This is a genomic window from Sorangiineae bacterium MSr12523, assembly GCA_037157775.1.
GTDB classification, from domain to species: Bacteria; Myxococcota_A; Polyangia; order Polyangiales; family Polyangiaceae; genus Pendulispora; species Pendulispora brunnea.
The window spans coordinates 7,848,980-7,869,377 of sequence record CP089982.1 but is presented as its reverse complement, the minus strand read 5'-3'; the positions used below and the strand labels follow the sequence as shown (position 1 = coordinate 7,869,377).

The following is a 20,398-nucleotide window of genomic DNA, read 5'->3' as shown; positions in this document are numbered from 1 at the left end:
GGCTTCCAGCCGGCGCCGCGATCGACGAGCCACGCCCAGCCCACTGCAGCCGTGCGCGCCTAAGAGAATTCACATGAAGGCGGGAAGGCGGGAAGGTTGTGGTTTTCCCATCCGGCCCCTTGGGCGAGCTGGAAAATCTTGAAAAAAGCGTTCCGCGCCGGCGAGCCATGAAGGGGGGATTGCGATGGATTCGCGATTCGCGATTCGCGAATTGCGAATCCATTGCAACCCCCCCTCCGGGCTCGCCGGTGCTTCAGTGTGCTCGAGGGGGGCCCGCCCCTGCGGGCGCGGAATGCCATGCGGCGTGGGGGCCGCGTTGCGACGCGGGGAAGCATGGCATGAGCACCCGCTTTGGGGCGGGCAGCAGCGCGAAATGGGCCCAATGAGGGCACTGGAGAGCGCTGCCGGGTGGGGCAGCATCTCTCCTCTCCCTCCTCCTCGACCTTGCTTAGGGAGCCGGCGGGGCGACGGATTCGGGGCGTGGGGATTGGGAGGCGAGGCGGAGGACGCGGCGGATGCAGCCGTCGGGGAGCTCGTAGGCCTCGGGGGCGGTGAGATCGCCGATGGGGTCCACGAGGCCCGTCTCGCCGAGGAGGCGCACCATGACGCTTGCGGCTTCTTGGGCGCGGCGGCGGAGTTCTTCCTCGGGGAGGTGGCTCGTTAGGCCGCTCGAGGCGAATTGCGCGATGATGTGGCGCTCGGCGATGCCTTGGAGTTGCGTCACGCCGATGGGGCCGCCCCCGGCCAGCTTGCGGAGCAAGGCGCCCGCGGGACCGAGCGATTCGGCGATTTCCGATTCGACCCACACGCGGAGCGGAGCACCCTCGCGTTCTTCGCGCGTCACGGCCTCGCGGGCGCCTTCGATGCCGATTTGCACGGCCCCGAGGCCGCCCTGTCGGGCGTGATCGCTGTCGTACAGCTCGAGGACGGAGGTACCGATGCGGCGAAGCAAGAGCGGAACGCCTTGCGCCTGCTTCACGATGAAATCGAGGGCTTCGTCGTTGAAGCGAATTCCCTGGCGCGCCCCCAGGCCGCGCATCATTTGGGCGGCGGCGTCGGGAGAAAGATGCGGCACGCAAACGGCGGGGTATGCGCCGATGATCGACTGCTTCCCCAAGGTGCGCAGCGGCGCCCATAGCAAAGGGTGCAGTGCCGAGCAGAGAAGAATGCCGACCGTCGAGCCTCCGCCGGTGCGCGGTGCATCGCCCACGGCGTTGCGAAGGCGCCCGAGAAGAATGGCCAGCGCATCGAGCACGTGACCGAGTCGGTCGGGACCGACGGCGAGAATCTGCTCGATTTCATCGAGGATGAGCAGGATGGGCGGCGACCGGCCGTCGCTGTATGGCGAGCACTCGGCCGAGAGATCGCGGATCCAGCGCGTGAGTGCGGCGGCGTCGATCTCGTCGGCCGGCGGCTCGGGGATGTTCGCCGCCGGATACAGTGCGCGGGCCGAGTCCACCAAGCGGGCGCACAGCGAACGCAGCACCGCATTGACGGCGTACGCAGGGTCGTCCTTGAAGCCGAACTCGTGGTGGAAGCCGGCGAGGTCCACGTAGGCGGACGGGCCGGTCAAACGGCGCGCCACTTCGAGGGCCAAGGACGACTTGCCGAAGCGCCGCAGCCCCGTGACGAGCGACCATCGTCCGGCGCGCGTCTCGGCGAGCAGCCCCGAGACGAGACGTTCGCGGTTCCAGAACTGGCTCGACGAGGTGATGCGGCCCCGCATGTCGAACGGATTGCCGCGCAGCGACGTCTCCTCGACCAATTCGAGCAAGTCGCTCGCACTGTGCGCCCACTGCAGACGGGAAACGGCCAGCGGCAGCACGTGCATCGCGCGCCCGCCTTTTGCCGCCCAATCGAGGATGGCCCGCACCGCGGCGAGATCCAGCGAAGCGGCGTCCTCGTGCAACAGGAACACCACGCGCGCCCCTACGCGATGGCTCACCGCCACGGCGTGGTTGACGTGATCTCCTTGAATCTTCGCCGGCTCGTCCACGCGAACGACGCACGCGAGCGTGCCCCACGGCTCCCACGCCGGCTCGTGCGGAAGATCGACCACGAGCACGTCGTGGTGCGAGGGAAACACGTAACGCATCGGATCGGGCCGCGAGGGCAGGCCCAAGGCCCCGAGCCGATCGGTGGCGGCCAGCGCCCACGTGGCAAACGCGCGCCGGGCGCGTGTGAAGCGGATGCCCCAAAGGATCAAGCCCGCTCCGAGTGCAATGGCGACCAGCCAGCCGACGCTGGTCCGCGCGCGATGGGTCCACGCTTCGTCGAGCTCCGCTTCGAGCCGGCAGTCGTAGAACGATTCGCGCGGGAGCTCTTGGCATTGCTGGCAACGCGCATCGGGAAGGCCCAGCGCTTGGCACGGCGTCTGTCGCGAGAAAAAGTGCTTGAACCACGCGCCGAGCCGCTTGGACTGCGAAAAGCGGACCTTCTCGATGGGCACGTTGGTGCCGGGATCGACCCGCCAGGGCGAGCCCGCCGGCGGTTCGCCGAAGCCAAGCGCGATTTGCGAGAGCTGGTGAAGGCTGTCCTCGACCGAGTCACCCTCGCCGTGCCGGTCTTGGCATGCGCGCCGGAGCCGAGCAAACGCCGTTTCGGGGACGCGAACGTCCACGATCACCATTTCGTCGGCCGAAGGCGGGCGCTCGAACGAGCCGGGAAGGGTGGCCGCACGGCCTTCCCAAAGCAGCCGCGCGTACATCGAGCAAACCTGGAGCGAAACGTCCTCCCCGGCCTCGCCCGTGTTCGAGGCGATCTTCGACCAGCGTTCGACGGGGTCGAGCACCTCGCGGGGCGGTGCGGTGCACGCCGAGGGCATCGCGTAATCTTGCATGGCCCGCACTGCACGCCCGCACGTGTCGGCGGGCGTGCCGTCGCGCGCGCGCGACCGAATGTCGTCGATGCGGGTCAGCGTTCGCGCCGTCAGCCGCTTGGGGCTCGGCAGCTTCGCCTCCAGCCACGTGCGGAACGACGCCTCGGCGCCCGCATCCTCCAAGTAGCAGGTGAAAAGCTTGGTTTGCGCGGCCGCCGCCACCTCGGAATAATCCGTGGTGCGTGCCGTGATGTGCGGCGTCGGAAAATCGGCCACCCACGTGAGAACGCGGTCGGGGCCGGCGTCGTGGCATTCGGTGGCCCAGATCTCCTCGATGCGGCGACGCACGAGCAACGGGCCCGTCGACTCGAAGAGCTGCTGCAACTGTTTGGCGCGCGTGCATGCCGGCGTGGGCGCCTCGTCCGCGCAATGCGCGATGAACAAGTACGATTGCACCAATCGAAGGGCCGCAGACACCGGCGGCGCGCCTTGGCCGTTGGGCGTGGCGTGCGCGCGGTCGACCTCCTCGACGAGCTTCGGATCGAGCGGTGCGGTCGACGCAAACCAGGCATCGATGCCCGCAGGACCGCTGCTTCGAATGCCTTGCCACGATTGCGGCGCCGCGAGGCGTACGGCCTCCGTGAGCAAACGCCGGTAGAACGCAGGCTCGCGCCGTCCCTTGCCGAGCAAGCGCTCGACCGCACGCTCGGGCGTGGTCGTCCCGAAGAGTGTCGGGAGCGTGTCGCTTTCACCGGCCCCGAAGGCGGCAATCTGACTGAGCGCGTTGGTGGAGTTCTCCCAGCCTCGCAGCAGCGCGGCCAGTTGGCTCTGCTCCTTGCTCGGCACGCAGGAGCCCACGTTGGCCACGCGCCCGTCGAGCAGCTGCCGCGCAAAGCTCGCCGCCTCGGAGCACAGGCTGTCCTTCGACGTACGGCACGCTTTCTCGCTGGCCTGCACGTCATCCAGTTTGTTCGACGTGGAGGACAGCTCCTCCGTGCAGGCGGCCTTGTCGTTTTCCGCGCTCTTCGAACGGCGCTCGCACGACTCGAGCGTGCGTTGCGCTTCGCTCAAACGTTGTTCGACGGCCGCGCACGAAACGACACCCGCGTCCGGAGCGGCGGGGGCCGCGTCGGAGGTTAACGCGAACAAAAGCAGAAAAATGACTGCTATCGAGGCGCTCAGAATCTTTCGTACGCCGAACATGACTCCCAACGGCAGGGAAACACCACGGCGAAATGGGCTGGGTGGGACTTCGCCCATTGGCCCGTCGGCGTGCCGTCTCCTGCGACAAAAATGCGGACGTTCTCGCGTTGGAGAAAATCCGGCACCTGGTCGTAGGTCAAATTGCGGGGAATCGCAACGCCCCGGTACCGGAGGTTGCTGTCCCACCCGAAATAAGGCAGTTCATCGGCCAGATCGAACGCAAACGTTTCGTCGTCGCGTATGCGCTTGCGCGCTTCGATGTAGCGGATTGGGGGGCCATCCGGACCGACGGCCCGCATTCGCTCGTCGTCGGTCATGTTGGCGTAAGCAAAGAGGGGTGGTCCCTCCCCCGTTAGAGCTGGCCACGCGTAGCCGAGCTGCCATACGCACATGGCGGTAACCGCGCTCAGCACCAAGGTTCGCGTGTGCGGTGCCCACCGCCATCCGCGCCGCTGCGCGTAGTCACGGAGGCGTGAGACTTGGGTGGTCGCAAGGGCGAACACCAGGGCGACGAAGCCAAGAATGAAACGAGCCCACCCGGGCTCGGGCGACATGAGCGTGGCCAACGTGGCGATGAGCAGCATCACGCTCCGGCGTTGGACCAGCGTGACCACGGCAAGGGGCAGGCACACGAGAAACAGCGGGCCGAGCCCGCCCATTCGCATGTCGAAGGTCACGGGGACGCCCCCGAGCGTGCTCCAGGCGCGCAGCGTCCGCAGGACGAACGGTCCGTGGACCCGCGGAAGGGCGGGCGCGGTGGCCAGCACGTCGTCGATGGTGATGAGCCCGGGCAGGCGCCAGGGGCCGATCCCGATCCTCACCGGCCAGACCGGATTTCCGTGCAGGATCAAGTTCTGGACGTACGACTCGGCGCCCAGCAGCAGAATGACGATGCCCGCAACGAGGGCAGGTGGCAGCAGTCGCGCGTGACGCGCGCGCCAACAACGCACACCGAGTATCGCGAAGAGCAGGACGGTTCCGGAAGGGGCGTTCGGTTTCGAGCCGAGGAAAAGCCCGAGTGCAACCCCGGCCACGAGCACGGTGCGGACGCTCGGCGGGGCAAGCACGAAGTAGATGGCCGAAAGGAGAAACGCCGCGCTGCCAATGTCGACGTAGTTCGTTGGCAACTGGAGGAACGCCACGGGGACGAGAAGCCACGCGCATCCTGCGGCGATGGCCTCCGGTCGATCGGCGCCCAGCTGCCGCGCAATCGCGGTCGTGGCCACGCTCCCCATGATGCCCAGCGGGATCTGCCCGAGGTCCACGAGGCGATCGTCCGGCAGCATGGCCCGCAACGCGACGTAGAGCATCTCGATGTTGTGCGGGTACGTCGACAGATACGGAATGTCCGGCGGCACCCCGCTTTGGCCATGCGCACCGAGGAAGAAGTTGACGAAGGGCAGGTGATAGCCGGCCGAGTCCCAATGCCAGATCGGCACCCATCGCGCGGTGAGCACGGCCACGCCGATGGTTCCGCACGCGAGCAAGAGCAGCGGGAGCACGTCTCGGGTCACTGCCCCGCGCAGCGGGAAGGCGGTGCGTTGATGACGCCGGACGAGCGCGGCTGCGGTGGTGGCGACCAAGAGCGCGACCAGAAGCGTGGTGCTCGTCGCGAGGTCGAAGGCACCGAGCACGCGCACGCCCGCGACCATGGCGGCGGCCGCCAGCACGAGGCCCCCGACCGCGCGGTGGGTCGCGTGATCCGGAAAGACGATGGTGCCCAAGCGCAGCGACAGGAACACCGCGGCAGGGATCGCCAGGGGCAGGAAGCCCCACGCGCCCGCAAATGCCATCATCCAGGGCTCCTAAGCGGAGCCTTTCGCGAGATTGGGCCGAGCTGAAAGATTTCAGGTTGCGTCATGGCGCACCAGGTACGGAGATACTCGACATCCCCGGATAAACCCAAACACTTCCGCCACGTTCTCGCTGGCCAGGGCGGTTCAGGTGTATGACACTGTGCAAGAACCTTCATGAAAATAACCATTCCCAGGCGCTGGATGCTGGCCGGGGCAGCAGGCGCCGTTCTCTTGACGGCTTGGTACGCTGGCAGCTTTTTCTTTCGCTCTAGGCCGGCAGCCGCGTCTCCGGCGACCCCGTCCACCCCGGGGCATCTCTCGCCCGTCGACATTTTGGTCTTTTCACCGCACCCCGATGACGACGTCCTCGGCTGTTCGGGCGTGATTCAGCAGGCCATCGCGGATGGCAAACAAGTGCGCGTGGTGTTCTCGACCCTCGGCGATGCGTACACGGAGGCGGCATCGCTCCTCCTGCACAAGGAGGCGACGTCGCTGACCGAGACGGACTACTTCGAGCTGGCGAAGAACCGTCAGCAGGAGGCCATCAACGCGGAAGGCTTGTTGGGCGTTCCTGCAGAAAACCTCGTGTTTCTCGGCTACCCCGATGGCGTGCTGGCGCGCGTGGCGTCGGCCAAGACCAATGCGATGGTGACGTCGCTCTTCACGCACCGGTCGTCGACGTACGGTCCGATCGTCACCGATTACCATTCGTGGGCGCATGGCCGTGCGGCCCCGTACTACCGCGATTCGGTGCTCGGCGATTTCGTCGAGGTGCTGCAACAGTCCACGCCCGAGCGCGTTTACGTGGCCGATGGGGCCGATGCGCACCCGGATCACGCGGCCACGTTCGATCTGGTGAAAGCCGCCATTGCGCAGACCGGCTACCAGGGCGAGCTGAGGACCTTCCTCGTTCACAGCCATGGCTCGCCCGACGAGTGGCCCTGGCCGCATGCGGCAACGCCCAATCGCCGCTACGAGCAACACACGGCGAACGGAAAGACCTATCCGGGCGACCTGCCCTGGCCTCCCGACGAGCGCGTCGCGCTCACGCCCGAGCAGGCCGAGGTCAAACGGCAAGCGATCATGGCCCATGCGACGCAGTGGAATCTGCCCGAGAACAAGATTCCGCTCGGGGCCTTCGTCAAAGCCGACGAGGTCTTCTGGGCGAATCGCTAGGCGCCCAATCGCGCCAAAGATTTCCGTCGAGCTGAACTCGAACCAAAAAACGAGGCCGCGGGGCGAGAAGTCATTCGGCGCGCCAAGCCGTTGCTCTAGGGTGACTCTCGATGAGTTCCTCTTTGCAATTGGCCTCTACGGCTCACCGCGTCGCAACCTCGGCGACGCTCGAGATCAACGAACGCGTGCTCGCGTTGCGTGCCGAAGGGCGCGACGTCATTCACCTCGGTTTCGGCGAAGCGTCGTTTCCGCTGCTGCCCGCCTTGCGCGAGGCGCTTGCCAAGAGTGCGACCGCCACGGCGTATGGCCCCGTGCTCGGGATTGCGCCGCTTCGGCAGGCCATTGCCGATTACCTCGGACGTGAGCGCGGGATTGCCACGACGGCCGATCGCATCGCGGTGGGGCCCGGGAGCAAGCCGCTTTTGTACGCGTTGGTGCAGCTGCTCGAGGGCGACGTGCTCGTGCCCGCTCCCTCGTGGGTGAGCTATGCGCCGCAGATCGTGTTGGCCGAGCGGCGCGTCGTGCCCGTGGCGACGGATGCGCGCGATCACCACCGCGTGACGCCGGCCGCGCTCGATGCGGCGGTGGAGCGCGCGACGGCGGAGGGCGCGAATCCGCGAGTGCTCATCGTCAATTCGCCGAGCAATCCTACGGGGGGCATGTTCGCCGCCGCCGATGTGGAGGCCCTCGCCGATTGGGCGCGGCGTCGGCATGTCACCGTGATCAGCGACGAGATTTACGCCGAGCTGGCGCACGGCATCGTGCCGCACGTGTCGCCGGCGCGGTTCTATCCCGAGGGAACCATCGTGACCGCGGGGCTGTCCAAGTCGTTTTCCGCAGGTGGATGGCGCCTGGGTTATGCGGTGTTTCCTGCCGGGGAGGGCGGCACGGCGCTTCTTTCGGCTTTGCGTGCGCTCGCCAGCGAAATCTGGAGCTCCGCGGCGATGCCGGTGCAAGAGGCCGCGGTGAGTGCGTTCCTTCCGAGCGACGAGGTATCGACCTACGTGAAGCGCTCGGCGCGCCTGCACGGGCACACGGCGGGGCGGCTTTTCAAGGGGCTGACGGGGCTCGGCATCGCGTGTCCACGGCCCGCGGGCGCCTTTTACCTGTACCCCGACTTCGCCCCATTCCGGGCGGAGCTCGCGCGCGTGGGCGTGCATGGCGGCTTGGAGCTCGCGCGCTACCTGCTCGAGAAGCACCACATCGCCACCTTGCCCGGCGTCGCGTTCGGCGATGCACCCGAGGCTCTGCGGCTTCGCCTGGCCGTGAGCGGCTTGTACGAGCCCGGCGAGGCCCTGCACGTGGATCTTTTGAAGCGCACCGACGCGTTCGCGTCCGCAGATCCGTTGGACGCGGCGCCGCTGTCGCTTCCGTTGCTCGAACGCGCGGTCGCCGCCTTCGGCGAAGTCGTTCGCGCGTTTCGTTAGCGCGACATGCGGCGGTGAATGTCTTCCGGCGTGGGCAGCGCCGAGGCGCCGAATCCCTCGAGGGAGCACGACGCCGCGGCGCAGGCCCAGCGCGCGGCATGGATCGGATCGTCGTGCTTGCGCAGGGCCGCGAAAAACGCGGCGGCAAACACGTCGCCCGCGCCCGTCGGGTCCACCACGTCGGAATGGTACGCGGCCACGTCCGTGCCCTCGCCCGAGACGAACACGGTGGCCCCGCGTTCGGCGCGCGTGAGGACGACCAGCGGCAGCTTCTTCGCGAGCTCGCGCACCAGCGACTCGTCCTGTTGGACGTCTTCTTCGCTGAGCACGACGACCTCTCCACCGACCCACGGCAGGTCGAGCAAGGCTGCCGGATCGGTCGTCACACACTTGGACGGTTGAATCGTGCGCAGCCAGCCCTGCGGCGTGGCGCCGACCAGCGCCCCCGCGAACGAGTTGCAGCCGTCCTTCGGCACCTCTTGAATGATGGGCGCCAGGTGAACGACGCCCGCGTTTCGCCACTCCGGCGGGAGCGCCGTGGCGTTCGGCCCGAGCTCGATGCTCTCTGCGCGCGCGTGCACCGTTTGGATGCGTCCCTCCGGCGCGTACCGATTCTCGAAGATCGTCGTCACCGGGGACGTCTGCCGCAGGACGAGCAGCCCCTCGGGCAGAATCGATAAATCGAAGTCGTCGGCGCACGCGGTGACGACGGCGGTGCGCAGGCCCAAACGATGCGCCGTGAGCGACGCGAACAGGCCGGTGCCCCCCAGGCGGGTCGAGCCGTCGGGTTGCAGATCCGAGCAGATGTGTCCGATGACCAGATAATCGATCATGCTATTTTGCTTATCCTAGAATACTCAATTCGCGGCATTCGCGAGGAACAAGCCGCGCAGGTGACGGATCGACGGCTCGCCGAACGAGAGCAACCGGTCGTGGTAGGTGCGCTCGGTGAAGCCCGGCTGTTTTTCGGCGATGGCGCGAAGCTCCATCATCTTGGTGAATCCAAAGTAGTACGTGGTGAGCTGCGCGCTGCTGAGGCGTGCACGCTTCCACTTGGCGACGGCTTCGCCCTCTTCCTGGAAGCCCTCGTTCATCATCAGCGCGAGCGCCGCCTTCTCATCCATCGTGCCCGTGTGGATCTCGTGGTCGATGATGGCGTTGCACGCCAGGCGCAAGACCATCTTCTGCCGCATCAAACGAACCTTGGCCCCGCCGAAGCCGTATTTGGACATCAGCCATTCGCCGTACACGGCCCAGCCTTCGACGAAGGCGCCGTTGGCGAAGACCGCGCGCACGTTCGACTTGAAGCGGTTCGTGTGCATGGCCTCCAGGTAGTGCCCGGGCATGGCCTCGTGCACCGTGAGGTCGGCCAGCATGCTGCGGTTGTATTCGCGGTAGAACGATTCCGCGCGCTTCTTGGGCCAATTCGCCGGGGTGGGCGAGATCGCGTAGAACGTCTCCTGCTTCTTCTCGAGGGGGCCGGACGAGTCGCAGTAGGCGATGGATACGCCGCGGCGGTACTCGGGCATTTCGATGAGGTGGCACGGCTCGTCGGAGAGGCCGACCAGGTTTTTCTCGCGCACGAACGCCGTGGCCTCGTCGAGGGTCTTCTGCGCATCCGCCACGATGGTGGCATTCGTGGATCGCTCTGCACTGAGCTCGTCGAGCACCTTCTTGATCACGGCGCGGCGCTGCTGCGGCGTGGTGGCATCGAAGGCCGCGCGCACGCCGTACAGTGTGGGCCATAGCTCGCGCACGGTCTCGAGCATCTCCTTTTGCGTGTCGGCGAGCAGCTGACGCGCGCCCTTCACGATGGCGTCGGGATCCACGTCGTCGTCGAGCGTGAAGCGCAGCTTCTTTTCGAAGCGCGCCTTGCCGATGCGAAAATCGCCCGTGGCTCGCGGGAGCAGATCCTTCTCGAGGAAGGTTTGAAACTCCTCCAGCGATGCAACCGCCGTTTTGGCGGCGGCTTCGACGTCGCGCCGCAGGGCGGGGGAGACTTTGCCGAGTTGCTCCGAGAATCCCGATTTGCAGAGGGCGATGAGGCCTTTGTTCTGCTCGATGGCCGTCTCGGTATGCACGCGCGAGGTGCCCGCGAGGCGCTTTTTCGCGGCCGCCACCACACTCGGAATGCCTTGGAGGCGCCCGCGCAGGCTCTGCATGCGCTCCTCCATCGGGGCGAAGTCGCGGGTCAGCAGCGGGTCGAGGCCGTCGCCGAGCAGCGCGGTGTATGCGGCCGGGTTGACGATGGTCTCGCGCATCTCGTCGAGGGAGAACTGCTCGAAGTCGAGCTGGTTCTTCAGGATGGCGGCATCGATGCGGTTTTGCACCGAGAGGCCCTCGAGCCGAATCTTCTCCAGGTCCGTGCGCGTCTGGGCCACGAATTGCCGCCGTGCGGCCTCGCCGGCCTCGCTCCAATCCGTCCAGCGCGCATCGTGCCGGTGCTCGCCCAGGCGCGTCGCCTCGACGGGGGAGAGCTCGAGGTAGCGCGCGAGAAAGCGCTCGCCGAGGCGTTGGAAGGCTTGATCCTCTGGGCTTCCCTGCGACGATGACATGTTCGCTTGGCTCGATGCGCCCGAAGCACCCGAAGCACCCGATGCCTCGGCCATCGTGGGCGCCGGTACGTCGGGTGGGGGCGGCTCGACCGAGCCGCATGCAATGGCACCAAGGATGAAAAGGCCGACAATACGATGATGATGCACGTCCGCTATCTAGCCCGTCGATCGTGCGATAGACAAGGTGCCCAAAGACCATGACCGCCCGATATCTCGATCCGCAGACGGGGGAGACGTTTGCTCTTGACGTGCCGCGTTGGTGCGGCCCAAACCGAGCCCCGCTGCTCCTTACGCCCCAATCGGGCCTCACGCGCTCCGACGTGCACACCACGACGCGCAGCCTTTGGCGTTACCGCGCTGCGTTCGCTTTGCCCGTGCAGGACCCGATCACACTCGGGGAAGGCTGCACGCCGCTGGTTCCGCGCATTTTTCCTGGTTCCGGCGCGAAGGCGTATGCGAAGTGCGAGTGGTTCAATCCCACGGGGAGCTTCAAAGATCGCGGGGCATCGGTGATGTTGTCGGCCCTGCGCGCACAAGGCATCGATGCGGTGCTGGAGGACAGCTCCGGCAACGGCGGCGCGGCGATTTCCGCGTATGCGGCCGCCGGAGGGCTGCGGGCGACCATCCTGGCGCCCGCCTCGACGAGCCCCGCCAAGACGGTGCAAATGCGCGCACATGGGGCCAGCGTGGAGCTCGTTCCCGGTACGCGGCAGGACACCGCGGATGCCGCGGTGGCCAAGTCGGAAACCGTGTTTTACGCGAGCCACAATTGGCATCCATTCTTTCTTGAGGGGACGAAGACGCTCGCCTACGAGCTTTGGGAGGACTTCGGTTTTCGCGCCCCGGACAACGTCATCATCCCGTGCGGGGCCGGGTCGAACGTCCTGGGTTGTGATATCGGCTTTTCTGAATTGCTGCGCGCAGGGCAAATCGAGCGGTTGCCGCGCCTGTTTGCCGCCCAACCGGTTCATTGCGCGCCCATCGCGGCGAGCTTGCTCGGTCAGGAATTGCCGATTTTGCCGACCATCGCCGAGGGAACGGCGATCGCACAGCCGATTCGGCTCGCGGAAGTGCGTGCGGCGCTGGAGCGCAGTGGGGGCGGTGCGGTGACGTCGACCGAGGCGGAAATCGCGCAAGCCACGCTCGAGCTGGCTAAGATGGGGCTTTACGTGGAGCCCACCAGCGCACAGGCGGCTTCGGCCTTCGTGAAATTGTTGGCTTCGGGCGCCATTCGTCCGGACGAGACCACCGTGCTGGTGCTCACGGGCTCCGGGTTGAAGGCGACGGCGCGCATTTCTGACCTGGTTTGAACTTGTCGAAGCGGTATCAACGCGACTAGGACCTCGACATGACGTTTCCATTGCGCGGCGCCCCGCTACTTCGCGACCCTCGGTTCAACAAAGGAACTGCTTTTACCGAGGAAGAGCGCGAGTCGCTGGGCTTGCTGGGGCTTCTGCCAGACGGTGTCGATACGCTCGAGACGCAGGTGCGCCGGGCGTTCACGCAACTTGCCGAGAAGAATAGCAACCTCGGCAAGTACATCTATTTATCCAGCCTGCAGGACACCAACGAGACACTCTTTTACAGGGTTCTCCGGCAGGCGCCAGCGGAGCTTTTGCCGCTGGTGTACACGCCCACGGTGGGGGAGGCGTGCGAGCGCTACGGCCTCATCATGCGCCGGACCAAGGGCCTTTATGTGGGAATCAACCACAAAGGGCGCGTGAAGGAGATTCTGCGCAATTGGCCGGTGTCGGACGTGCGCTTCATCGTGGTCACCAACGGCAACCGCATCTTGGGCCTGGGCGATCTCGGGGCCAACGGTATGGCCATCCCCATTGGCAAGCTGGCGCTCTACACGGCGTGCGGAGGTGTGCCGCCCGAGTTCACGTTGCCGGTGCTCATCGACCTCGGGACCGACAATTCGAAGTTGCTGAACGATCCGCTGTACCTCGGCTTGCGGCGCCCGCGTCCTTCGGCTGCGGAGCTGGACGAGTTCGTGGAGGAGTTCGTCGAGGCGGTGCAAGAAGTGTTTCCGCGCTGCTGCATCCAATTCGAGGATTGGGCGGGCGTGGACGCGATGCGGTTGCTCGAGAAGTACCGCGATCGCGTGTGCTGCTTCAACGACGACATCCAGGGTACGGCGGCCGTCGCGCTGGCCGGTTTGATGGGCGCCACGCGCATTACGGGTAAGCCGCTTTCGCAGCAGCGTGTGCTCTTCCTCGGTGCAGGGTCGGCTGGGTTGGGCATTGCCGGGTTGCTCACGCAGGCGATGGTGCTCGAAGGGCTCTCTTTGAAGGACGCGCAATCGCAAATTGCGCTGTTCGACATTCACGGTCTCATCGAGTCGACGCGCACCGATCTGCACGAGTTCCAGAAGCCGTACGCGCACGAGCTTCCGTCGATCAAGGATTTTGCCGATGCCATCGAGATGTTCAAGCCGACGGCCATCGTGGGCGTGAGCACGGTGGCGCGTGCTTTCGACCGTCGCGTGATCGAGGCGATGGCTCGGGTGAACGAGCGGCCGATCATTTTCCCCTATTCCAATCCAACGTCGCGCTCGGAGTGCACTGCCGAAGAGGCATACCAATGGTCGCAGGGCCGCGCGGTGTTCGCGAGTGGAAGTCCCTTCCCGCCCGTGCGTTACGGCGACAAGACGTTCGTCCCGGGCCAGGGCAACAACGTGTACATCTTCCCGGCCATCGGCATGGCCGTCTACGCGACGCAGGCCACACGTGTGACGGACGAGATGTTCATCGCCGCCGCCCGCGGCGTGGCCGAGCAGGTCATGCAGTCCGATCTCGACGTGGGCCTCATCTACCCGCCGCAATCGGAATTGCTGCGCACGGAACTGCTCGCCGCCACCCGCGTGGCCGAGGTCATTTATGCGCGCGGCCTCACGCGCATGCCGCGCCCCGATGATCTGGAAGCGCTGATTCGCGCCCACGCGTATATTCCCGAGTACCACAGCTTGGGGTAACCCGCAGAAGAAGGAACCGCCAAGGCGCCAGGATCGCCAGCGGAAACGGCAATAAAACCAAATGAGGGTTTATTGTTGGTTCCTCTGGCGATCCTGGCGATTCTCTTTTGGCGGTCCTGGCGGTTCTCTCTTCATTGTGCGAGGAGGCCGGAGTTGTAGCGGATTTCTTCGATGTAGAGCTTTTGGCCGAGGCTGGCTTTTTCGTCGGTGGCCAGGCGGGCGAGGAGAGTTTTCGTCTCGTCGACGCTCAAGGTGTTGCTGCGATTGAGCCAGAGGGCGGTGAGGGCGACGTTGGGGATGGACAACTCGTAGTGCACGGCCCGGGTGTAGTTGCGCACGTAGTCGGCCAGGTTGGTGCCCGCGTAGTCTTGGATGCCGTAGATGGCCAGGTACGTCGACAAGGAGAAGTCGAGCGGCGGATTCGTTTGCGCGAGCACGCTCTGCAGATTGCTCCGGGCCAGAGTGCTCGCCGCCGATGCCGTCGTTTGAAGCGATGCCGGTGCGTAGGTGAGCATGTCCAAGTAGAGCTGCCCATTCAGCGCCCGGAATGCATCGAAGGTGCGCTGGAAACGCGTGCTCCACGCGGCCTTCGTCTCGTCCTTGGGGCAGGTTTGGTACTCGTTCGCTGCGGTTTCCGACGAGCAGGCGATCCAATCGAGCGCGTCGTAACAAGGTTGCACGGCGGCTGCGAGATCTTCCGGCGAATCGAAATCGGTCCGGTCGAGTCCTTTGTCGCAGGCCGCGCCGAGCAGTGACAGCACGTCCTTCGGCGAAGCCTGCGGCGGCGTGGTCGCTGGCTCCGTGAGGACTTGTGCGATGGCGACGTGCGCGTTGCGGTACACGGCCTGGTGCTCCACGATGTCCTCCGCCGTGGCGGGGGTGGCGAGCGAACGTGCGGCCGCGGGAAGGGGGGCACCCATCGCGGCCTCCATCGCAGCGGACGACGTGCCAATCGAGTACACGTTGATGCCGGTCTTCGTCACGAGATCTTGCGCCGTAGGGCCGCGGTGAAGCAGGCCGACGATGTTCCCCGCATCATCGAGCAGCGGTGAGCCGCTGTTGCCGGGCAGAATGAACGCGGTGCTCTTGAACCATGTGCCGCTGGCCTGGGCCACATCGCCCGACGTCCATTTCTTGAGCTTTCCCTCCGGGTGGCCCACCACGTTCACGTGCGTGCCCACGAGCGATGCGGAATCGCGCGCGACGCGGTTCAAGAACTGCGGTGTGGAGAGGCGCTGCGAGGTTCGCTTGCCGTTCGAGTCGACGGCGTACGCCTGCAAAACGGCCATATCGAGCCCGACGTCGATGTGCTGCGGTTCCACGAAGATCGTCTCCGAGTCGCGCGGCGGATCCACCCCGAGCTGGTGCATGCGCGTGATGCGCGCATAACACCCCTCCTTCGGGCAGACGTCGACGCCGAGCACGTGGTTGTTCGTGAGCAAAAGTCCTTCGGCCGAGATGAACGAGCCGGTGGCGGACGAGTCGGTGGTCTGGATGCGCACGACGGCTTGGGCCGCCGTCCGAATGGGGAGCGGTGCCTCGGTCAGATCTTTGAAGGCGTTGAATTCAGGGATGTCGGCCGGACCCGAAGGGCCGTCGTCATCGGATGAAGAGCAGCCCGCGGCAATGAGAAGCGTGGCGGCAAAAAGTGCACGCACGGGTAAGCGGTAGGCGAACATGGAAAGAAGTCTCCCCTCGTGTCAGGAAAAGCTCGTGGCCGATGAGTTAATCAGAGGTTCGACCTTTCCGCGGGAAAGTTTCCCACTAGTCTTCCTCTTCAAATGTCCGACGATACGACGCCCGCTGCAAAAAGCCGCCGCAATCCATCGCATGTCTCGCATTTGACCCACCTGGAATGCACCGCATGCAAGAAGCGGCACGATGCCGATCGGGTCATGCGGCTTTGCCCGGATTGCGGCAAGGTGCTCTTTGCTCGCTACGATCTGGAGAAGGCGCGCCTCACCATGACGAAGGAGGCGCTGGCGCTGCGGCCCCGTGGGATGTGGCGATGGCACGAGATCATGCCGGTGCGCGGGCCGCATCACATCGTATCGCTCGGCGAGGGCGACACGCCGTTGCTCCCGGCGCCGAAGCTCGGGGACAACATCTACATCAAGGAGGAGGGGCTCTGCCCCACGGGGTCGTTCAAGGCGCGCGGCATTTCGGCAGCGATTTCGCGCGCGCACGAGCTCGGGGTGGAGGTGGTGGCGATTCCCTCGGCGGGCAACGCGGCGTCGGCGCTCGCGGCCTACGGCGCGCGGGCGGGCATGCGCGTGCATGCGTTCATGCCGGTGGATACGCCGCTGCTCAATCAGAAAGAGTGCGTCGTCTACGGGGCGCACGTTACGTTGGTGCGGGGGCTCATCAGCGATTGCGCGGGCATCGTGCGCAAGCGCGCCGATGCGGAAGGGTGGTTCGACGTGTCGACGCTCAAGGAGCCGTACCGCGCCGAGGGCAAGAAGACGATGGGGCTCGAGCTTGCCGAGCAATTCGGCTGGTCGCTGCCCGATGTGGTGGTGTACCCCACGGGGGGCGGCACCGGCATCGTGGGGATGTGGAAGGCATGGGACGAGCTCGAGGCCATGGGCCTGATCGGGTCGAAGCGTCCGCGGATGATCAGCGTGCAGGCGGAGGGCTGCGCCCCCATCGTGCGCGCATTCGAACAGAACTTGGACCACGCGCCGCCGTGGGAAAATGCCAACACACGCGCCGCCGGCCTTCGCGTTCCCGGCGCGGTGGCGGACTACCTCATTCTCAAGGCCATCCGTGATTCGGGTGGCACCGCCCTCGCGGTGAGCGAAGACGAAATCGCCGCGGCGCTGCGTGAGCTGGCCGCGCGCGAGGGCATCTTCGCCGCCCCGGAGGGCGCCGCCACGTGGGCGGCCGCGAAAAAGCTCTACGCGCGCGGCGTGCTCCGCTGGAGCGAAAGTGTGGTCCTGTTCAACACGGGCACGGGTTTGAAGTACCCGGATTTCGTCGACGTCAATCTCGACGTGGTGGACCCTTAGAAAGAGGCGTCTTGGGCGAAGTGGGATTTGGCGTAGTCCACGGCCGCTTTGGCGTCGACGTAGCCGGCGCCCGCTTCGAAGGTGGCATAGCCCGCGAGGGGGCGGGCGGTGTTCACGATGCTCTCGTAGGCCTGATCCGGCGTGATTTTACCGCCGGTGGCCTCGACCAGCAGCGCCATGATGCCTGCGACGTGGGGCGTGGCCATCGAAGTGCCGGAGGCGCACGTGTAGCCGAGGAGATCGCCCGCCGCGATGTTGCACTTCGTGAGATCGCTCTGCGCATCGAGCACGTTGAGCACCGTGCCGGTCAGGGCGCGGTCGGACACGATGTCCACGCCGGGGGCGGTCACGTCGGGGTGCAACAGATCGCTGTCCGGCGTTCCGCGTGAGGAAAAGTCTGCGACCAGCTTGTCGCCCGCCCGAAGGCAGGTCGGCGTGTCGTTGTTCGGATCGATCTTGCACCCTGCGGCCACACCAAGGACCCATGGCGCCACGCTGTAGGGATTGATCGTGTTCGCCCCCGGCCCCGAGTTCCCTCCCGCGAAGGTCACGGCAATGCCTGCATCATGCACCTTTTTGGTCGCCTGGTTGATCGGATCGTTCTCGTCGTAGGTGCCCTCGCTCCCCCACGAATTCGACACCACGCGAATGTTGTATTGGTCCTTGTGCCCGAGGATCCAATCGAAGCCGGCGAGGGTCCAAAGAATGTTGATCCCATCGCCCACACCGATGCCAATCAACTTCGCGCCCGGCGCAACCCCTTTGTACTTGCCGCCCGATTGCGCGCCCAGGCCGCCGATGATGCCGGCGCAGTGCGTGCCATGCCCCGTCGTCGTATCCGTATCGGGTAGATTCTCGAGCGCCAGCGCACCCACGGGCGTGGGCGGCGCAATGCCCGCGAGAATGTCGTTCACGTCCGCGACGATCTTCACATTTTGAACGGTGTGCGACGGATACGCGAGGTCGGGGCGCAGCCCATCGATGCCCGAGTCGAGCACCGCGACGCCGACCCCCGCTCCCGTCACACCGGTGGCAACGACTTGATCGGCATGCGTGCCGGGCACGCTCTGATTCAGCAGGTACTTCAGCGGCCGATTCAAATAGACGGATCGCACGCCTGCCAAAGCGCGCAATCCCGTGATTTGCGCCGCCGTCGCGCGCACGGCGACGGCATGCAGATGGGGAAACTGCAGAACGCCGAGCCCCAGCCCCTCCAAAGCGCTGGTCAGCTTCGCGAGCCCCGTGCTGGGCGCGTCGTAGCTCACCACCACGTCGAATTTGGCCGCTGGCAACGCGCCCGCGAGTACGTGGGCAAGCCGCGGATCGAGCGATGCCGAATGGGCCAATGCGGTCGATGCCGAGCGGGTACCATCGTGCCGCTCGTCGCTGGAGCACGCGGCGAGAACGAGCAGCGCGAGCGAAACGAATCCGCGGCGACGCAGTGAATCGTCCATGAGTAACCTCCGAGAACGCGGGGCCTCTGTTTGTTTCTTCGGCGCCCACTGGCCTCAACAGTGGAGCCGGTCCCATCTATGGCACGGGTGAAAAATTCGATCAATCATGGACGGGCATCGCGGAGTCCGATGAACATCGATTTGTCCGAAGGCCCCACACATGTGGTTCGCGCCCGAAGCGGCTTCTACAAAGTCAAAGCGCCTCCTATAAAGGGATCATGACCTTTCCCGGCCTATCAGCATCTGCGCGGATGTTTGCCCATGTGTGTGCGCTCGCGGTGTTGTCCGCAGGATGTGCTGCCCAGCAGGGCCCCGTGGCCCCGATTCGGGGCAGCGGCGGGGACGACTTGGTCCAGCTCACGCAGGAGCTGCTCGATGCCATTGCGCCCGGCAAGAAAGAGGTGTGGGACCGCTACCTGGCGCCCAAGGCCGTCTACACCGACGAGAATGGAAAGACGTTCACGCGTGAGGAGTTCCTCAACGAGTTGAAGCCGCTCCCGCCGTACGCGCACGGCACCTTGCGCATCAAGAAATCCACCGTGCGCATGTCGAGCGACCACGCGGTCATCGTTCACGAGGACGAGGAGATCGAGGAGATTTTCGGTCAGAAGATCGTCACCGGCTTCGTCATCACCGACACGTGGCGCATTCGTCAAAACCGCTGGGAACTGCTCGCGTCGAGCGTCGTCGGTGTCTCCGCCGATCCCGTGGTGGCGAAGCTGCCGTCGGCGCGTCTCGATGCGTTCGTCGGCGACTACGCGGTGACCGGGGCCACGATCTCGATCAAGCGCGACGGCGATCATCTATCGCTTTTGCGCGAGGGCAAGCCGGCCGTGCCGCTCTTTGCCGAGGGCGATGGCATCTTCTTCGTGCGCGGAAGCTCGGATCGATGGGTCTTCATGCCCGACGATGCGGGCGCTATCGCGGAGATGAGACAGCGCCGCCGGGGGACGGACGTGGTGTGGAAGAAGGCAAAACGCTAGCCGGTTTTCTCAAATTGCCCACCTGCGCGAGCACGACGCCCATGAAGAGCGTCGCCGCGCCGGTGAGCTCGATGGCGCTGAGTTTTTCCCCCAAGAGCAGCCACGCCACCGTCGACGCGATCACGATCTCGAAGGTGCTCATCACGCCCGCCACGGGCGAGGGCAGGTAACGCAACGCCGCGATGCCCGTGAGGTACGCGGCGACGGTTCCCACCAGAATGACGTAGGCCATGGCCATCCACGCGGGCGCCGCCAAAGGCCCGAGCGGCGCCGTCTCGCCAAGGCGCGCCAGCGGCAAGGTCCACGGTGGCGCCAGGACGATGCACGCGGCCGCGCCGACGGTGCTGCCCAGGGCGGCCAACGCCAGCGGGTGCCGCCCGCCGACGCCGCGCTCGCCCATGAGGAAATAAGCCGCCAGGCAAATGGCCGAACCGAACCCCGCGATGGCACCCACCGCATCGAGCACGGGACCGCGCCACACCTGCTCGATGAGGGCGACGCCCACCACCGCGAGGCCAATGCCCACCCACGTCGTCGGTGCGAGGGTGCGCTTTTGGACGAATCGCGCCCAGAGCGCAACGAGCACGACAGCCATGTACTCGAGCAAGAGCGCGACCCCCACCGGCAGGCGCGCCAGCGCAATGAAGTAGAGCAACTGGATGCCAAAGAACCCGAGTAGCCCGTAGCCGAGCAAAAAGGGAATGCTCCCGCGGGTGATGCGCAGCGACTTGGGGTCACGCAAAAGTGCAATGACGAGCAGTGTCAGCGACGTGCCCATCAAACGAAGCTGCACGACCTGGAACGGCGACAATCCCACGCCAATCACGGCCTTGGCCGCGGGCCCTGTCGTGCCAAAGCAAACATTGGATAGCAAGACGAGAAGGGCGCCGGCCCACGGATGGCGATTCGATGACATGGGAAGTGTCCCATCTCAATAGGGCCTCGTGATCCATTTCGGAGAATATTTCTTGCTCGATGGGCTAGCGCAGGCAAAAACGTGG

The 20,398-nt window shown here is 65.8% G+C and carries 13 protein-coding genes; 6 read left to right on the top strand and 7 right to left on the bottom strand.

Annotated elements, in window-relative coordinates; translation table 11 throughout:
* Positions 1-448: 448 nt before the first annotated feature.
* The gene (locus LZC95_30885; GenBank protein ID WXA90847.1) at positions 449-3,889 is read right to left on the bottom strand and encodes an ATP-binding protein; all 3,441 of its coding nucleotides are present in this window, start codon (positions 3,887-3,889) and stop codon (positions 449-451) included.
* A gap of 107 nt (positions 3,890-3,996) precedes the next feature.
* Positions 3,997-5,817 carry a hypothetical protein gene (locus LZC95_30880; protein ID WXA90846.1) on the bottom strand — a complete coding sequence of 607 codons (1,821 nt, stop codon included), beginning with the start codon at positions 5,815-5,817 and terminating at the stop codon, positions 3,997-3,999.
* A gap of 174 nt (positions 5,818-5,991) precedes the next feature.
* Between LZC95_30880 and LZC95_30875 the strand changes: the two genes are divergently transcribed.
* Together LZC95_30875 and LZC95_30870 are read left to right on the top strand one after the other, a co-directional pair.
* On the top strand, positions 5,992-6,993 hold the full coding sequence (locus LZC95_30875; GenBank protein ID WXA90845.1) for a PIG-L family deacetylase: 1,002 nt from the start codon (positions 5,992-5,994) through the stop codon (positions 6,991-6,993).
* A 110-nt stretch (positions 6,994-7,103) separates the two neighbouring features.
* Entirely contained in the window at positions 7,104-8,420 is a 1,317-nt protein-coding gene (locus LZC95_30870; GenBank protein ID WXA90844.1) for an aminotransferase class I/II-fold pyridoxal phosphate-dependent enzyme, read from the top strand.
* Here the strand turns inward: LZC95_30870 and LZC95_30865 are convergent.
* Entirely contained in the window at positions 8,417-9,253 is an 837-nt protein-coding gene (locus LZC95_30865; GenBank protein ID WXA90843.1) for a PfkB family carbohydrate kinase, read from the bottom strand. The two genes, LZC95_30870 and LZC95_30865, sit on opposite strands and share 4 nt — an antisense overlap.
* 24 nt (positions 9,254-9,277) lie before the next feature.
* Positions 9,278-11,122, bottom strand: coding sequence for a DUF885 domain-containing protein (locus LZC95_30860; GenBank protein WXA90842.1), 1,845 nt, complete (start codon positions 11,120-11,122; stop codon positions 9,278-9,280).
* A gap of 50 nt (positions 11,123-11,172) precedes the next feature.
* Here LZC95_30860 and LZC95_30855 point away from each other — a divergent pair, with 50 nt between their 5' ends.
* Together LZC95_30855 and LZC95_30850 are read left to right on the top strand one after the other, a co-directional pair.
* Complete coding sequence (locus LZC95_30855; GenBank protein WXA90841.1) at positions 11,173-12,285, top strand: pyridoxal-phosphate dependent enzyme; 1,113 nt, start codon at positions 11,173-11,175, stop codon at positions 12,283-12,285.
* Positions 12,286-12,323: 38 nt separating this feature from the next.
* Positions 12,324-13,952, top strand: a complete 1,629-nt coding sequence (locus LZC95_30850) for an NAD-dependent malic enzyme (GenBank protein ID WXA90840.1) — start codon at positions 12,324-12,326, stop codon at positions 13,950-13,952.
* 131 nt (positions 13,953-14,083) lie between these two features.
* On the opposite strand, the gene LZC95_30845 is transcribed toward LZC95_30850, so the two are convergent.
* A complete protein-coding gene (locus LZC95_30845; protein ID WXA90839.1) occupies positions 14,084-15,631 on the bottom strand; it encodes a serine protease in 1,548 nt (515 codons plus the stop codon).
* A gap of 102 nt (positions 15,632-15,733) precedes the next feature.
* On the opposite strand from LZC95_30845, the gene LZC95_30840 reads away from it, so the two are divergent.
* Complete coding sequence (locus LZC95_30840; GenBank protein WXA90838.1) at positions 15,734-16,960, top strand: threonine synthase; 1,227 nt, start codon at positions 15,734-15,736, stop codon at positions 16,958-16,960.
* On the opposite strand, the gene LZC95_30835 is transcribed toward LZC95_30840, so the two are convergent.
* On the bottom strand, positions 16,957-18,414 hold the full coding sequence (locus tag LZC95_30835) for a S8 family serine peptidase (protein WXA90837.1): 1,458 nt from the start codon (positions 18,412-18,414) through the stop codon (positions 16,957-16,959). The genes LZC95_30840 and LZC95_30835 overlap by 4 nt on opposite strands.
* Positions 18,415-18,632: 218 nt before the next feature.
* On the opposite strand from LZC95_30835, the gene LZC95_30830 reads away from it, so the two are divergent.
* A complete protein-coding gene (locus LZC95_30830) occupies positions 18,633-19,397 on the top strand; it encodes a nuclear transport factor 2 family protein (GenBank protein WXA90836.1) in 765 nt (254 codons plus the stop codon).
* Here LZC95_30830 and LZC95_30825 read toward each other — a convergent pair.
* Positions 19,333-20,313: a DMT family transporter gene (locus LZC95_30825; GenBank protein WXA90835.1), complete on the bottom strand. Its 981-nt coding sequence runs from the start codon at positions 20,311-20,313 to the stop codon at positions 19,333-19,335. The two genes, LZC95_30830 and LZC95_30825, sit on opposite strands and share 65 nt — an antisense overlap.
* Between the last annotated feature and the right edge of the window lie 85 nt (positions 20,314-20,398).

Coding starts and splice junctions, on each gene's coding strand:
- LZC95_30850 (WXA90840.1), top strand. CDS start 12,324: ATGACGTTTCCATTGCGCGGCGCCCCGCTACTTCGCGACCCTCGGTTC.
- LZC95_30830 (WXA90836.1), top strand. CDS start 18,633: ATGACCTTTCCCGGCCTATCAGCATCTGCGCGGATGTTTGCCCATGTG.
- LZC95_30835 (WXA90837.1), bottom strand. CDS start 18,414: ATGGACGATTCACTGCGTCGCCGCGGATTCGTTTCGCTCGCGCTGCTC.
- LZC95_30855 (WXA90841.1), top strand. CDS start 11,173: ATGACCGCCCGATATCTCGATCCGCAGACGGGGGAGACGTTTGCTCTT.
- LZC95_30845 (WXA90839.1), bottom strand. CDS start 15,631: ATGTTCGCCTACCGCTTACCCGTGCGTGCACTTTTTGCCGCCACGCTT.
- LZC95_30840 (WXA90838.1), top strand. CDS start 15,734: ATGTCCGACGATACGACGCCCGCTGCAAAAAGCCGCCGCAATCCATCG.
- LZC95_30825 (WXA90835.1), bottom strand. CDS start 20,313: ATGTCATCGAATCGCCATCCGTGGGCCGGCGCCCTTCTCGTCTTGCTA.
- LZC95_30870 (WXA90844.1), top strand. CDS start 7,104: ATGAGTTCCTCTTTGCAATTGGCCTCTACGGCTCACCGCGTCGCAACC.
- LZC95_30875 (WXA90845.1), top strand. CDS start 5,992: ATGAAAATAACCATTCCCAGGCGCTGGATGCTGGCCGGGGCAGCAGGC.
- LZC95_30880 (WXA90846.1), bottom strand. CDS start 5,817: ATGATGGCATTTGCGGGCGCGTGGGGCTTCCTGCCCCTGGCGATCCCT.
- LZC95_30865 (WXA90843.1), bottom strand. CDS start 9,253: ATGATCGATTATCTGGTCATCGGACACATCTGCTCGGATCTGCAACCC.